The organism is Rhodanobacter sp. K2T2, assembly GCF_013408815.1.
Classification (GTDB): Bacteria; Pseudomonadota; Gammaproteobacteria; order Xanthomonadales; family Rhodanobacteraceae; genus Rhodanobacter.
The window spans coordinates 265,771-280,593 of record NZ_JACCCA010000001.1 but is presented as its reverse complement, the minus strand read 5'-3'; the positions used below and the strand labels follow the sequence as shown (position 1 = coordinate 280,593).

Annotated in this window: 13 protein-coding genes and 1 riboswitch; of the genes, 9 read left to right on the top strand and 4 right to left on the bottom strand. The window is 63.6% G+C overall.

From position 1 onward, the window contains the following. Window positions 1-10: 10 nt before the first annotated feature. A complete protein-coding gene (gene bamE / locus HDE78_RS01120) occupies window positions 11-511 on the bottom strand; it encodes an outer membrane protein assembly factor BamE (RefSeq protein ID WP_179476681.1) in 501 nt (166 codons plus the stop codon). A 77-nt stretch (window positions 512-588) separates the two neighbouring features. Here bamE and fur point away from each other — a divergent pair, with 77 nt between their 5' ends. Then, window positions 589-1,011 (top strand): ferric iron uptake transcriptional regulator, encoded by a 423-nt coding sequence (fur, locus tag HDE78_RS01115; protein ID WP_179476680.1) that lies wholly within the window; start codon window positions 589-591, stop codon window positions 1,009-1,011. A gap of 282 nt (window positions 1,012-1,293) precedes the next feature. Here the strand turns inward: fur and HDE78_RS01110 are convergent, their stop codons facing one another. After that, on the bottom strand, window positions 1,294-2,892 hold the full coding sequence (locus HDE78_RS01110) for an MASE1 domain-containing protein (protein WP_179477096.1): 1,599 nt from the start codon (window positions 2,890-2,892) through the stop codon (window positions 1,294-1,296). Window positions 2,893-2,998: 106 nt separating this feature from the next. On the opposite strand from HDE78_RS01110, the gene HDE78_RS01105 reads away from it, so the two are divergent. Next, entirely contained in the window at window positions 2,999-3,634 is a 636-nt protein-coding gene (locus HDE78_RS01105; RefSeq protein WP_179476679.1) for a response regulator transcription factor, read from the top strand. A gap of 41 nt (window positions 3,635-3,675) precedes the next feature. On the opposite strand, the gene recN is transcribed toward HDE78_RS01105, so the two are convergent. Then, window positions 3,676-5,349 (bottom strand): DNA repair protein RecN, encoded by a 1,674-nt coding sequence (gene recN / locus HDE78_RS01100; protein ID WP_179476678.1) that lies wholly within the window; start codon window positions 5,347-5,349, stop codon window positions 3,676-3,678. A gap of 123 nt (window positions 5,350-5,472) precedes the next feature. On the opposite strand from recN, the gene hrcA reads away from it, so the two are divergent. The 6 genes from hrcA (at window position 5,473) to HDE78_RS01070 (ending at window position 12,749) form a co-directional block, all read left to right on the top strand. Beyond that, window positions 5,473-6,534: a heat-inducible transcriptional repressor HrcA gene (hrcA, locus tag HDE78_RS01095; protein ID WP_179476677.1), complete on the top strand. Its 1,062-nt coding sequence runs from the start codon at window positions 5,473-5,475 to the stop codon at window positions 6,532-6,534. 90 nt (window positions 6,535-6,624) lie between these two features. Further along, on the top strand, window positions 6,625-7,170 hold the full coding sequence (grpE, locus tag HDE78_RS01090; RefSeq protein WP_179476676.1) for a nucleotide exchange factor GrpE: 546 nt from the start codon (window positions 6,625-6,627) through the stop codon (window positions 7,168-7,170). 155 nt (window positions 7,171-7,325) lie between these two features. Next, a complete protein-coding gene (gene dnaK / locus HDE78_RS01085) occupies window positions 7,326-9,245 on the top strand; it encodes a molecular chaperone DnaK (protein WP_179476675.1) in 1,920 nt (639 codons plus the stop codon). 177 nt (window positions 9,246-9,422) lie between these two features. After that, window positions 9,423-10,544 (top strand): molecular chaperone DnaJ, encoded by a 1,122-nt coding sequence (dnaJ, locus tag HDE78_RS01080; protein WP_179476674.1) that lies wholly within the window; start codon window positions 9,423-9,425, stop codon window positions 10,542-10,544. Between the two features lie 106 nt (window positions 10,545-10,650). Next, window positions 10,651-11,451 (top strand): 4-hydroxy-tetrahydrodipicolinate reductase, encoded by an 801-nt coding sequence (gene dapB / locus HDE78_RS01075; protein WP_179476673.1) that lies wholly within the window; start codon window positions 10,651-10,653, stop codon window positions 11,449-11,451. Between the two features lie 74 nt (window positions 11,452-11,525). Beyond that, window positions 11,526-11,679: riboswitch (yybP-ykoY riboswitch) on the top strand. A 65-nt stretch (window positions 11,680-11,744) separates the two neighbouring features. Further along, window positions 11,745-12,749, top strand: a complete 1,005-nt coding sequence (locus HDE78_RS01070; protein WP_179476672.1) for a sodium:calcium antiporter — start codon at window positions 11,745-11,747, stop codon at window positions 12,747-12,749. Window positions 12,750-12,788: 39 nt separating this feature from the next. Here the strand turns inward: HDE78_RS01070 and HDE78_RS01065 are convergent, their stop codons facing one another. After that, window positions 12,789-13,484: a 2OG-Fe(II) oxygenase gene (locus HDE78_RS01065; protein WP_179476671.1), complete on the bottom strand. Its 696-nt coding sequence runs from the start codon at window positions 13,482-13,484 to the stop codon at window positions 12,789-12,791. A gap of 211 nt (window positions 13,485-13,695) precedes the next feature. Here HDE78_RS01065 and carA point away from each other — a divergent pair, with 211 nt between their 5' ends. After that, window positions 13,696-14,823, top strand: a complete 1,128-nt coding sequence (gene carA, locus HDE78_RS01060) for a glutamine-hydrolyzing carbamoyl-phosphate synthase small subunit (RefSeq protein WP_179476670.1) — start codon at window positions 13,696-13,698, stop codon at window positions 14,821-14,823.

Here is a 14,823-nt window from a genome sequence, read left to right as displayed (position 1 = left end):
AATCTCGCCATCAGTGACCGTCGTTGCCGCCGCTGGTGGGCGAGGGCTGTGTGCCGTTGCCGGTATCCGTGCCAGAACCGAAGGTGCCGTCGTCTTTCTTGTCGTCGGCTGACGTGTTCTTGTCGCCCTTGGTTTCGTTGACGGGATAGCTGGCGTGATACTTCTTGCTGTCCTTCACGAGCTGCTGCGCATCCTGCGCGAAAAAGTCGCCCTGGGTCCGTACCAGCGTGTCGTTGTTGAAGGTCAGCGTAAAGGTGCGCAGCTTGATCGGGCCGCCGCGATGCTGCTGCGTCGACACGTAGTCCCAGCGGCTGCTGTCGAAGGGCGTGCTGACCGATGGCGTGCCCATCAGTACCAGAACCTGACGCTTGGTCATGCCGGGCTTCAGCTGACCGACCATGTCCTTATCGAGCAGATTGCCTTGCTGCACGTCCGGGGTATAGACGAGGTGGCAGCCGGCCATCGAGAGCGCCAGCACGGCGAAAACCAGCAGGGTGATCAGCTTTTGCATGCGTCTTGCGTCCAGATCGTAAAGGTGTCGGATGATACACTACGGGCTCGATGGCGCCGCGTGCGATAGGGTCGGTTATGGAACAGGAAACCAGAGAACTGCGTCGGGTCGGCCTCAAGGTCACCCATCCGCGGATGCGAATTCTGCAAATTTTCGACGAGGAGGGCGTGCAGCACCTCACCGCCGAAGACGTCTACAAGAAACTGCTCGCCCACCAGGAAGACATTGGCCTCGCCACCGTTTACCGGGTGCTGACCCAGTTCGAAGCGGCCGGCATCATCGTCAAACACAACTTCGAGGGTGGTCAGGCTGTCTACGAGCTGGATCGCGGCAAGCATCACGATCACATGATCGACGTAGACAGCGGAACCGTGATCGAGTTCGTCAGCGAGGAAATCGAGCGGCTGCAGCGCGAGATTGCCGACAAGCATGGCTACGTGATCGAGGATCACAGCCTGGTGATTTACGTGCGTCCGAAGAACCGTCCCAGGAAAGGTTGAGCGAAGCCGGGGCTTCTGCCGGGCAAATAGCGCGCATAAAAAAGCCGTGAAGAGGACTCCTGTCCACTCACGGCTGCTCCACTATCCTGACTCACGACCGGCGAGGGCATTGCGTGCCGTTTGCCGAGGCTCGTCGCCGGATAGCGGCGAAACAGCATCCTGCCGTTTTTCAGAACCACCGTCCCCACGGTGACCCTGATCCACCATCTTGCAATGGTGGCTCCCCCACATCGATGACCTGATCGTAACGAAGTCTTTACGTTCCAGGTATAAGAAAAATTCTTACTCCAGCCGAGTGAGATCGGGCAAGTTATTGTTGCTTCGCAACAAAATGCGCAAGTGCACGCCGGCGTGATCCGCACGTAGCCGAAACTGGCCGCCGAGTGAAGTCACCCGATCGCGCATGCCTTGCAGACCGCGGCCGCCGCGGGGCATGCGATTGGGCAGTCCGGTGCCGTTGTCACGCAAATCGAGCAACGCAAGCACCATGCCCTGGCGTTCGCCGATACGCAGGCGCACCCTGAACTCGCTGGCCTGCGCATGTTTGACGGTATTGGTCGCGCTTTCCTGGGTCAGTCGATAGATCGCCGTTCGCGTGTCGTCATCCAGAAGGCGCGGATCGCCGTGGAGTTCGGTGAAATAGGCAATATTGGCCGCCTGCAATAGATCGCGGATCGGACCCTCGTCCAGCGCGCGAATCAGCCCGAACTCGTCCAGTACGGCGGGGCGCAGATCGTCAAGCAACCGATGCAGCGCGCGGCGCATGTGTCCCAGGATGGTATTGATCGAGGCGCTGATGTCCTGCATGCCGGCGTCACGCAGGCGGCTCTGTGCCAGCTTCACATGGGTCTGGATCGCGGTGATGTTCTGCCCCAGCTCGTCGTGCAGCTCGGCCGCAAGATAGCGGCGCTGGTTTTCATCGGCCTGCAGATTGCCGCGTGCGGCGCTGCGCAGCTGCTGTGCCAGCTGATCCAATCGTCGATTCACCGCGCCCAGATAGACGTTCTGCTCGGCCACCCGCGCGCTGCTGCGGCGCAGGGCGTCGGTCGCCGAACCGAGCATGATTGCGCCGGTGCCGGCCACCGCCAGAAACAGATAGGCCGCCGCGGTGGACGGCGCATGCCCGAGATGCTGTTCGACCAGATTCATGCCGAAACTCGAAATGATCATCGCCATGCTGGCTCCGCGCCAGCCGTGGCGAAAGGCGAAAAACAGCACCGGCGCCAGCGACAGCACGCGGGCGAATTGCGGCTGCGGCGCGGCCTGCTCGGACAGCACCAGCAGTATCATCATCGAGGGGAACATCACCAGCAGCCCGTCCATCGCCAGGCTGGCCAGCGAGCGATGGTCGAAGCGCGTGCGCAGCAGCAGAATCATCAGTGGCACGATCAGCAGAATGCCCAGATAGTGGCTGAGCAGTTCCTCCCCGAGGATGCTGATGATCAGCTCGGGCGAGCCCGGTTCATGGATCAGGTCGAGCAGGGCCGCGTCGACAGCGGTGGTTGCCGCGACGACGAACACGACCGACAGCAGCAGCCGGGTCACCTCCTGTGGGCTGTTCAAACTGGCATGCAGGTTGAAGCGCCGCAGCAGCCATAGCGCCAATGCCATCACCAGCGGCTCCGGCAGCTCGGTAATCAGGAATCCGTTCCAGCCCAGCGGCATGCCGTGTGCCATGGCGATGCCGGCGGTGACCGCAAGCTCCGCTCCCAGCAGCCAGCCCCAGTGGCGCAGTGGCGTAAGCAGCAGCGCGCCGAACCGTAGACCGTATGGCAGCATCCAGTATGGCTGCACGGTCAGCCACAGCAGTAGCCACAGCAAGACATAGCCGATAGCCAGCAGCGGGCCGGAATCCGGCAGGTGGAGTGATTTCAGGCGCATGCGCGGATGGTACATGCGACGTCCGGCGCTCGGCGGACAAGCCTGCCATCGGCGATCACGGTCACTGCATCTGCCTAAGTCGCCATGCACTGTGTAAAGTAATGCGATGCATACCATTGTCCTGGTCGATGACCACGCTATCGTTCGTGAGGGATTCAAACGGCTGATCGAGCTCGAGCCCGATCTGGACGTGGTGGCCGAGTGCCGCAATGCCGATGACGCGGTGGAGGCAGTCAGCCGGTGGCGGCCCCATCTGGTGGCGCTGGATCTATCCCTGCCCGACGGCAGTGGGCTGCCATTGATCGAGCATCTGCTGAGCGTTTCCAGCGAAACGCGCATCGTGGTACTCAGCATGCACGACGGCGATCCGTATGTGTCCGAAGCGCTTCGTCGCGGTGCCAGCGGTTATGTCACCAAGGGCGTGGCGCCGGAGGAACTGGTCGCCGGGCTACGCGCGGTGATGAATGGCGAGACCTTTCTAAGCTCCGATCTGCAAGAGCGCCGCGCCGGCCGTTCAAACGCCGGGCTTGATCCGATCAGCCGACTGACGGCGCGCGAGCGCGAAGTGTTTCTGCTGCTGGCCGGCGGCCTGACGCCGAAACAGGTGGCGGCGGAACTGGGTATCGGCCAGAAAACCGTTTACATCCACCGCGCCAGCCTCATGGGAAAACTGGGCGCGGGTTCGGAGCTCGACCTTTACCGCATGGCTACGGATCGCGGGCTGCTGCCGCTCAATACTTGAGGTTCGATTGGTTGACCGACCTGCGACGACTGACAAGGGCGTCAGCCGCTCTGCGCTCGTTCCAGCATCTGCTTCGCGTGCGCGCGCGTTTCGCGGGTGATCTCCACGCCGCCCAACATGCGCGCCAGTTCATCGCGTCGACCGGCGGCATCGAGCGTCTCGATGTGCGTGCGGGTCGCGTCGCCGTCGGTCTGCTTGCTCACTCTGAGATGCGCGTGGCCCTGGGCCGCGACCTGCGGTAGATGGGTGACGCACAGCACCTGCCGCTGAGAACCCAGCGCACGCAGCTTCTGGCCGACCACCTCGGCGACGGCGCCACCGATGCCGGTATCGACCTCGTCGAAGACCATGCTGCCGACCGTGTCCTTGCCCAGCGTCGCCACTTCGATGGCCAGGCTGATGCGCGCCAGTTCGCCGCCGGAGGCTACCTTGCGCAGCGGTCGCGGTGGTTGGCCGGGGTTGGCGCTGACCAGCAGTTCGCAGCGTTCCTTGCCTTGGGGATCGGGTTCATCGCCATCGATCGATTCGAGCTCGATGCGCAGGACGCCGCCGGCCATGCCGAGCTCGCTCATCAGGGCGCTTACCTCGGTGGCGAGTCTGGCGGCGGCCGCGGTGCGTGCTTTGCTGAGGTCAGCAGCAGCGACGTCGTAATCCTTCTGCAGGCGCTCGCGCTGCGCGGCCAGCTTTTCGAGCGCTTCGCCCGCGCCTTCGAGTTCGGCCAGCTCGATGCGCACGGCGTCGAGCTTCTCGTGCAGCTCGACGACGGGTAGCCGATGGCGTCGTGACAATTCGTGTAGGCGTGCCAGATGCGTGTCGACTTCCTCGAAGCGCTCAGGGTCGAGATCGACATCCTGCGCATAGCGGCTCAGACCGTCGACCGCCTCGCCCAGCTGGATCTCGGCGTTGTCGAGCAGCTCCAGCAGCGGTGCCAGCCGGTCGTCGATCGCGGTGAGCTTGCCGAGCTCGGCATGGGCGCGACCGAGTGCGCGTCGCAGGGCGAACTCGCCGTCGCCGTCGAGCAGTTCGACCACGCCCGAGGCGCCTTCGGCCAGACGCCCGGCGTTGGCCAGCCGCTTGTGGCTGGATTCCAGTTCGGCGAGCTCGGCTGGCGCAAGCGCCCATTTTTCCAGCTCGCCCAGTTCATGACTCAGCAGCTCGATGCGCCGGTCGCGATCGTCGCCGCCGCTGAGTTTGCGCACGCGGGCGCCGAGCTCGCGCCACTGCAGCGCGCTGTCGCGCACCTTGGTCAGCAGCGCATCGTGGCCGGCGTAAGCGTCCAGCAACGCCATTTGATGGGAGCGCGACAGCAGCGCCTGATGTTCGTGCTGGCCGTGGATTTCCACCAGCAGCGAGGCCAGTTCGCCGAGCTGGCGCGCATTGGCCGGGCGTCCGTTGATCCAGGCCTTCGAGCTGCCCTCGACGCGGATCACGCGGCGCAGCTGGCATTGACCGTCTTCGTCCAGCTCCTCGCGCCGCAGCCACTCGCGCGCTTCGGGCAGATCGCTCAGATCGAACTCGGCAGTCAGGTCGGCCCGATCGCTGCCAGCGCGTACCATGCCGCTGTCGGCGCGGGCGCCGGCCAGCAGCATCAGCGCATCGACCAGCAGCGATTTGCCCGCACCGGTCTCGCCGCTGACCACGGTCAGGCCTGGGCCGAAGGCGATCTCGGCGCCTTCGACTACCGCAAAATGACGAACATAAAGCGAAGTAAGCATGGGGGAGACAATGATGAGGTCGGTGGATTGTAGCGGCACGCTGCCGGTGCGAAATAAGCCTTGTACTTGCAAGCGACGCGCGCAGACCTTATTTCTGTGCAGTCTCAAGGACTGCTACAGCCCATGATCAATCCGCACGGCCCCGATCTCGACGCCCGCACGCGACGCCTGTTGCGTACGCTGATCGCCCAGTATCTGGTCAACGGCGAGCCGGTAGGTTCGCGCACGCTGTCTCGCTCGTCGGGGCTGGACGTGAGCCCGGCGACCATTCGCAACATCATGGCCGACCTCGAAGACGCCGGGTTGGTGTCCTCGCCGCATACCTCGGCCGGGCGCGTACCCACGCCGCGCGGGCTGCGTCTGTTTGTCGACAGCCTGATCGAACTGCAGCCGCTGCCGCAGGAAGAGATGGCACGCCTGCAGCGAGAGCTGCCGCCGGGGCCGACCAACACGCTCGACCTGCTCGGCAACGCATCGACACTGCTGTCGGCGATGACGCACTTTGCCGGCGTGGTCACCGTGCCACGACAGGCCGACTTTCCGCTGCGCCATATCGATTTCGTGCCGTTGCCGGACGCGCGCGTGCTGGTGATTCTGGTGTTTTCCGACAACCAGGTGCAGAACCGCATCGTGCAGCTGGCCAAGCCGCTGGACAGCCGCGAGCTGGAAGAGGCGGCGAATTATCTCAACGCGCAGTTCGTCGGTTTTCGGGTGGATGACATCCGCGCGCACCTGCTGGCCGAGCTGCGCGAGGCCGGCAGCGAGCTCAATCGCCTGTTGTCCAGCACGATGGAACTGGCCACTGCGTCGTTTGCGCCGCAGGCCGGCGGCAGCGACGTGCTGGTCAGTGGCCAAACCAATCTGATGGCGTACTCGGAGTTGTCGGATCTGCAGCGACTGCGCGAACTGTTCGAGGCATTCCAGCAGAAAAACGAATTGCTGCAGCTGATGGAAGTGTGCGCCCGCGCGCCGGGCGTACGGCTTTTTATCGGCGAGGAATCGGGTTTCACCGCGCTGGACGGTTGCAGCGTGGTCACCGCCAGCTACGGCGCGCAGGGGCGCGTATTGGGTGCAGTGGGGGTCATTGGCCCCACGCGCATGGCCTACGATCGGGTCATTCCGGTCGTGCAGGCGACTGCCACATTGCTCAGTGACGCCTTGAATCGCGCCACGACGGCCTTATAACCGCAGCGGGAGATACGGGTTTCCCGCCAATTGTCGAAGGTCGGCCATCCGCAGCGGTGCCGGCCATGGAAAAGTCTGGGAGTGTTTTCAATGCATAACAATGATCCGCACGCGTCCAACGACGCGCAGGATGGCCATGATGATCTTGCGGCCGAGTCGGCATCGGAAAATGCCGAGCTGGAGGCATTGCAAAGCCAGCTGAAAACGTTGGAAGCCAGCCACGCCGAGCTGCGCGAAACCGTATTGCGCGAGCGGGCCGAGCTGGAAAACCAGCGTCGCCGCATGCAGCGCGATCTGGAGCAGGCGCGCCGCTTCGCCAATGAAAAGCTACTCAACGAGCTGCTGCCGGTGTATGACGGTCTCGAGGGCGGCTTGGCGGTGGAAGGCGGCGATCTGGCCTCGATGCGCGAAGGCATCAGCCTGACCTTGAAGGCGCTGCTGAAAGTCGGCGAGAACAACGGCATGGTCCAGATCGATCCGCTCGGTCAGCCGCTCGATCCCGAGCGCCACCACGCGGTGAGCATGGTCGAGGCGCCGGACAAGGCACCGGGCACGGTCGTGACCGTGCTGCAGAAGGGTTACGTATTGAACGACCGCTTGCTGCGTCCGGCGCTGGTCGCCGTGGCGAAGGATTAGGACTTTTCCGGCTGGCGCCTGGCTGAATGAGGCGCCGGCAAATGGATCGAAATCGCATTTAGGGCGTTGCTGGCATTGAATCGCCGGGCCACACCCCCACCTGATAACCAGTCGCGGCCGCGGGGGCCGCTAGTAAAAATATCGGAGTAGTAGACATGGGCAAGATCATTGGTATCGACTTGGGCACCACCAACTCGTGCGTCTCCGTCATGGAAGGCGGCACGGCCAAGGTCATCGAGAATTCGGAAGGCGATCGCACCACGCCCTCCATCGTCGCCTTCAACAAGGACGGCGAAGTGCTGGTGGGCGCCTCGGCCAAGCGCCAGAGCGTCACCAACCCCAAGAACACTTTCTACGCGGTGAAGCGCCTGATCGGCCGCAAGTTCGCCGACGCGGAAGTCCAGAAAGATCTGAACATCGTGCCTTATGCCATCGTCGCGCACGACAACGGCGACGCGTGGGTGCAGACCTCTGACGGCAAGAAGATGGCGCCGCAGGAGATCGCGGCGAAAGTGCTGATGAAGATGAAGAAGACCGCCGAGGATTATCTGGGCGAGTCCGTCACCGAAGCCGTGATCACCGTGCCGGCCTACTTCAACGACAGCCAGCGCCAGGCGACCAAGGACGCCGGCAAGATCGCCGGCCTCGACGTCAAGCGCATCATCAACGAGCCGACCGCGGCCGCGCTGGCCTATGGCATGGACAAGAAGGGCGGTGACCGCAAGATTGTGGTCTACGACCTCGGCGGCGGCACGTTCGACGTGTCGATCATCGAGATCGCCGAAGTCGACGGGGAGAAGCAGTTCGAAGTGCTGGCCACCAACGGCGACACCTTCCTCGGCGGCGAAGATTTCGATATGCGCGTCATCGATTACCTCGTCGACGAGTTCAACAAGGAGCAGGGCATCGACCTGCGCAAGGATCCGCTCGCCCTGCAGCGTCTGAAGGATGCCGCCGAGCGCGCCAAGATCGAGCTGTCGTCCAACCATCAGACCGACGTCAATCTGCCGTACGTCACGGCCGATGCGTCCGGTCCGAAGCATCTCAACATCAAGCTGACCCGCGCCAAGCTGGAGTCGCTGGTCGAAGAACTGATCAAGCGCACCATCGATCCGTGCCGCACCGCTCTGAATGACGCCGGTCTGCGCGTGTCCGACATCAATGAGGTCATCCTCGTCGGTGGTCAGACCCGCATGCCGAAAGTGCAAGAGTCGGTGAAGGAGTTCTTCGGCAAGGACCCGCGCAAGGACGTCAACCCGGACGAGGCCGTCGCTGTCGGCGCCGCGATCCAGGGCGGCGTGCTGGGCGGTACGGTCAAAGACGTGCTGCTGCTGGACGTGACCCCGCTGTCGCTCGGCATCGAGACGATGGGTGGCGTGATGACCAAGCTGATCGAGAAGAACACCACGGTGCCGACCAAGGCCGCGCAGACGTTCTCCACGGCCGACGACAACCAGACCGCCGTGACCGTGCACGTACTGCAGGGCGAGCGTGAGCGCGCCAGCGCCAACAAGTCGCTGGGCAAGTTCGACCTGTCCGGTATCGAAGCAGCGCCACGCGGCATGCCGCAGATCGAGGTCACCTTCGATATCGACGCCAACGGCATCCTGCACGTGTCGGCCAAGGACAAGAAGACCGGCAAAGAACAGAAGATCGAAATCAAGGCCGGCTCGGGTCTGTCCGAGGACGAGATCCAGCGCATGGTGGCCGACGCCGAGGCGAACAAAGAAGAGGACAAGCGCTTCCACGAGCTGGTTGCTACCCGCAACAAGGCCGATCAGCTGGTCCACTCGACCCGCACCGCGCTGAAAGAGCACGGCGGCAAGATTCCGGCCGATCAGCTCAGCACGATCGAAGGCGCATTGTCCGATCTGGAAAAGGTCAAGGATGGCGAGGACAAGGCTGCGATCGACGCCAAGGTCGAGAAGTTGGAGCAGGCGGCGCAGGCGCTGCAGGCCGCAGCTCAGGCCGGCGGTAACGCCGATGCCGGTTCACAGTCGGCGCCGGGCGGCTCGGCTCAGCCGGACGACGTGGTCGATGCCGAGTTCACCGAAGTGAAAGACGAGAAGAAATAAGAAATAATCGGCAGCCGTCCATCTCCAAAAGATGCGGCAGGGTCGTCAACACCAGCCCGTGCCGGGATCATCCCGTCGCGGGCTTCGTGTTGAGGGGCAAGGCGTTGATGACACGAGGATCTGGAGCAGTATCGCTCGATCTTTAACCGGCAAGCGGCAAGCAGTGTGGATGCATGAATGAGCAAGCGTGATTACTACGAAGTGCTGAGCGTCGAGCGCAGCGTCACCGACGTCGAGCTGAAGAAGTCCTTCCGCCGGCTGGCGATGAAATATCATCCGGACCGCAATCCGGATGACCCGGGCGCGCAGGAAAAATTCAAGGAGGCCAAGGAGGCCTACGAAGTGCTGTGCGACCCACAGAAACGCGCGATCTACGACCAGTACGGCCACGCCGGACTTGAGCAAGGTGCCGGCGGGCGCGGCGGGGCCGGCTTCGGCGACGTGGGCGATATCTTCGGTGACATTTTTGGCGACATTTTCGGTCGCAACAGCGGTGGTCGTCAGCGTCGCGGTGCGGATCTTCGCTACATCATCGAGCTCGACCTGGAGGAAGCCGTTTTCGGCGTCAGCCGGCAAATCGAAGTGCCGACACAGGTCAACTGCCACCACTGCAACGGCAGCGGCTCGGAAGACGGCAAAGTGGTGCAATGCAAAACCTGCCGCGGTCATGGCCAGGTGCGCATGCAGAACGGCATTTTTTCGGTACAACAGGCTTGCCCGCACTGCGGCGGAACTGGCAAGGCCATCGAGAGGCCGTGCAAGAAATGCCATGGCGAAGGTCGTATCGAAGAGTCGCGCACGCTTTCCGTGCAGATTCCGGCGGGCGTGGACAACGGCGACCGCATCCGTTTAAGCGGGCAAGGTGAAGCGGGCCCGGGCGGCACGCCGGCGGGTGACCTTTACGTAGAGGTGCGGGTGCGCGAGCACGCGATCTTCCAGCGCGAAGGCAACGATTTGTATTGCGAGCTGCCGATCCGATTCACGCAGGCGGCCTTGGGCGTGGAGCTGCCGGTGCCGACGCTGGAAGGCGAGGTGCCGATCAGCATTCCGGCCGAGACGCAGACCGGTACGCAGTTCCGCCTGCGTGGGCGCGGCGTCAAGTCGGTGCGCAGCACGCGACATGGCGACCTCATCTGTCGTGTGGTGGTTGAAACGCCGGTGCGCTTGACCAAGGCGCAGCGTGAGCTGTTCGAGGCGCTTGAGGCCACCTTCGAAGAAAGCGACGGCGATCGGCATACGCCGCGCGCCAAGGGCTGGATCGACGGCGTCAAAGAATTCTGGTCGCGGGTCACCGCTTAACCGCTGCTCTCCATCGAGCCGTTGCGAACGGCGGCCTGGCGATTGCTGCCGGCTGTGCCGCTCGCGCTACGATGGATCGTTCAACACACAAATAGGGAGCGCGCCGGTGACTCAATCTCTCCGCCTCGGCATCAGTGGTGCGTCCGGTCGCATGGGCGCCGCCTTGCGTGACCTGCTCGATGGCGACGAGCGGTTCGAGCTGGTCCATGCGGTGGTGTCATCCGCATCGGCCCACGCGGGCCAGCCGGTTTTCCCTGATGGAACGCATCCCCTCCGTTACGCGCAGGATTGGTCGAATGCTCCGGCTCTCGATGTGGTGATCGATTTCAGCGGTCCGCACGGTTTGAGCGCGACGCTCGACTATTGCCTCGCCAACGGCACGCCGCTGGTCACCGGCACCACCGGTATGGACTCGATGCTGGAAGCCCGTCTGCAGAAAGCCACGGAAACCATCGCCCTGCTGCGCGCGGCCAATTTCAGCCTCGGCGTGGCTGTACTGACGCATCTGCTGCGCGACGCGGCGGCGAGTCTGCCCGAGTGGGATATCGAGATTGTGGAGGCGCATCACAGCCGCAAGCAGGATGCGCCTTCTGGTACGGCACTCGCGCTGGGACATGCCGCCGCCGCGGCACGAGAGACGACGCTGGATGCGGCAGCCGTCTATACACGCGAAGGTCGGACGGGCGAACGGGTTGAAGGCTCGATCGGCTTTGCCGTGGTGCGCGGCGGTGACATCGTCGGCGAGCACACGGCGATGGTGATCGGGCAGGGCGAGCGGCTGGAGCTGTCGCATCGGGCCACGGATCGTTCGATTTTTGCGCGGGGCGCGTTGCAGGCGGCGCTGTGGTTGCGCGGTCGTGCCACTGGTCTGTGGCGGCTTGAGGACGTCATCGCGACGCCGCGGTGAGCGCTTAGCGCGCTGCATCCCGCCACCGGATCGCTGAGTAATTCCTTGCGATTTGCGCCCGCTGTCGTTAGCATCACGGCCTTGTCATTGGGGAGTAGCCAGCCTCGTACCCAGAGGCGTTCGCATCAACACAATTGGGGCCGGACTTTCCGGAACCATGGTGCGATCAGCAAGCCGTCGCTTCGCGCGACGGCTGCGCCCGGCGAGACCTTTGGCCATCGACATGCTCACCCGGCCGGGCGAGCGGTGTCGATGCGCCATCGGTTTCCGCTCGCCCGGCCCTCGTGCATTTCATGCTGCTTACTTTCGCGTTATTCATTGGCTCGGCGGTCGCGATTTATCTCGCCTGCGAGTATTTCGTCAACGGCGTCGAGTGGTTCGGGCGCAAACTCAAGCTGAGTTCCACGGCTACCGGCACGGTGCTGGCCGCGTTCGGTACGGCCTTGCCCGAGAGTGCGGTCACCTTTGTCGCGGTGATTTTCGGCAAGACGCCCGAGGCACGAGATATTGGCGTGGGCGCTGCGCTCGGCGGTCCGCTGGTACTGGCCACGATCGCCTACGCTGTGGTCGGGGGTGCGCTGTGGCTGCACCTGCGCCGGCTCAAGCGGTCCGACCGGCTGATTCGCGTCGACAGCAAGCGACTGGCGCGCGATCAATCCTGGTTCCTCGCGATCTTCGTGGTGAAGTTCGGGTTGGGCCTGGTTGCCTTTGCCATCAAGCCCTGGCTTGGCCTTCTGTTTCTCGCCGCCTACGGCACGTACGTCTGGCGCGAGATGCGCAGCGGCGACCACGCGCCGGAGGACGAGGAACTCGAGCCGCTGAAGTTTCGTCCGGCCCAGCTTGATCCGGCCATGCGCTGGGTGGTCGCACAAACCTTTATCGCCCTGGCAGTGATCGCCGCCGCGTCGCGACTGTTTGTCGGCCAGCTCGAAGCCATCGGTGCGCTGTTTTCGCTGCCGGCGCATCTGGTGGCCCTGGTGCTGAGCCCGGTCGCCACGGAATTGCCCGAAACCGTGAACGCACTGATCTGGGTGCGCCAGGGCAAAGAGCGGCTAGCGCTGGCCAATATTTCCGGCTCGATGATGATCCAGGCCACCATTCCCAGTTCGCTGGCTCTGTTCGCCACGCCGTGGCTGTTCGACACCCCGCTTGTGGCAGCCGGCGTGCTCACCATGATAGCGATAGGTTATCTGTGGTGGCTGTTCCAGCGAGGCCGGGTCGACGCGCGCTGGCTGCTGCCGGTGGGCGCGTTGTATGGCGTGTTCGCTGCGTTCGTGGGCTGGTATTTCAATCGATGACCAGCATCGCAAATACCGGGGAGACTTGCGCGAGCTTGCCTAGTCCGGATGAGAAGCGTTGCGATCGCGGCCGGCGCCGAGCTTGGTATCCAGGCTGCCGAAAAGCTTCTTGAACACGCGCGAGAATTTGCCGCGCTTGGTCTTGCGCAGTTTCTCTTCTTCGCTGGTCAGCCACGCCACCTGGATGACGCGCCGCTCACCCTCGAACGGCAGGTGGCCGTGAAAAGAGTTGTCGCAACGCTTGAATACCGCAAATTCGCCATACAGCGGCGTCAGCTCCGGCACCACGATACTGTCGATGTCGTCGATCTTGTGCAGAAAGCGCAGGCAGCCGTCGCTGGTGTCCGGCCACTGCGTGTTGAGGTAGATCAGCGCGGTGGCGACCTTGGACTTGCTGTCGGTGTGGATGGTGCCATGGCGCTTGTTGAGCAGCCGGCACAGCGTGACCAGGGTCGGGTACTGGCCGAGATCGTCGATGCCCAGCCGCTCGCCGACCGCCCGGGCGAACGCCGGAGAGGTCATGTTGTCGATCAGCGCATTGACGCTGGGGCCGCAGTCGCTGGGGTCGTAAGGGAAAAATCCCGCGCTGGGATAGCGCGGGAAGTCCTTGTCCAGCTCGTTGCGGGCCTCGTCCGGCAGCTGACCGTGCGCAACCATGAAGGGAAACGGGTGCTGCGTAACCGTAGTATCCGGACGATCGAGTCGTGCGGGATCGAGCAGAACGGCGGCGCTCATGACGGCTGGCTCCCTGAAAATATCGGTTAGTTTAGCGCCCGCCGGTCCGGAAATAACGTGAGTTCCCTGTGCGGTTCATGCTTTGTAAGGTGGACAGAAAGGACGCTGCGTCTTATCATTTCAACCCGCCCAGATACTTTCCCTCCCGAGCTCCACAAGCCAGCCATGGCGCGGCTTGCGGGTCTTGCTGCATCAAAAAGGCGGACACCTCATGCATATTTCCGCTCTGCTCGCCCTCGAAGACGGCAGCGTGTTTCACGGCTACGCCGTGGGCGCCACTGGCGACACTGTCGGCGAAGTGGTTTTCAACACGGCGATGACCGGCTATCAGGAGATCCTCACCGATCCCTCCTACGCGCGCCAGATCGTCACGCTGACCTATCCCCATATCGGCAATACCGGCGTCAATGCCGAGGATGCCGAGTCCAACGCGGTGCACGCGGCAGGCCTGATCGTTCGCGACGTGCCTCGCCGTGCCAGCAACTGGCGCAGCAGCGAAAGCTTGCCCGATTACCTCAAGCGCAATGGCACCGTGGCGATAGCGGGTATCGACACGCGTCGGCTCACGCGCATCCTGCGCGACAAGGGCGCACTGTCCGGCTGCATCATGGCCGGCGAGCATGTCGACGCGGAAGCGGCCTTGGCCAAGGCGCGCGCGTTTCCCGGGCTGAACGGCATGGACCTGGCCAAGGCGGTCAGCGTCACCAAGCCGTACGTCTGGAACGAGGGCGTTTACGACCTCGACAACACCCGCTTCAACCAGCCGGCCAAGCGCTTCAAGGTCGTCGCTTACGACTTCGGCACCAAGCTCAACATCCTGCGTCTGCTGGCCGAGCAGGGCTGCGAGGTTACCGTGGTGCCGGCGCAAACCTCTGCTGCCGACGTATTGGCGATGAAGCCCGACGGCGTGTTTTTGTCCAACGGCCCGGGCGACCCGGCGGCGTGCGATTACGCCATTGCGGCAACGCGCGAATTCCTGGAGGCGAAGATTCCGCTCTTCGGTATCTGCCTCGGACACCAGATCATGGGCCTGGCGGTCGGTGCTTCCACGCTGAAGATGAAGTTCGGTCATCACGGGGCCAACCATCCGGTGAAAGACCACGACGACGGTCGCGTGCTGATCACCTCGCAGAACCATGGCTTCGCGGTCGATCCGGCCACGCTGCCAGCCAACGTGCGCGTCACCCATACCTCGCTGTTCGACGGCTCGCTGCAGGGTTTCGCGCTGACCGATCGCCCCGCGTTCTGCTTCCAGGGTCACCCGGAGGCCAGCCCCGGGCCGCTCGATATCGGCTACCTGTTCGATCGTTTTGCGGCACTTATGCAGGAGGCCCGCTGA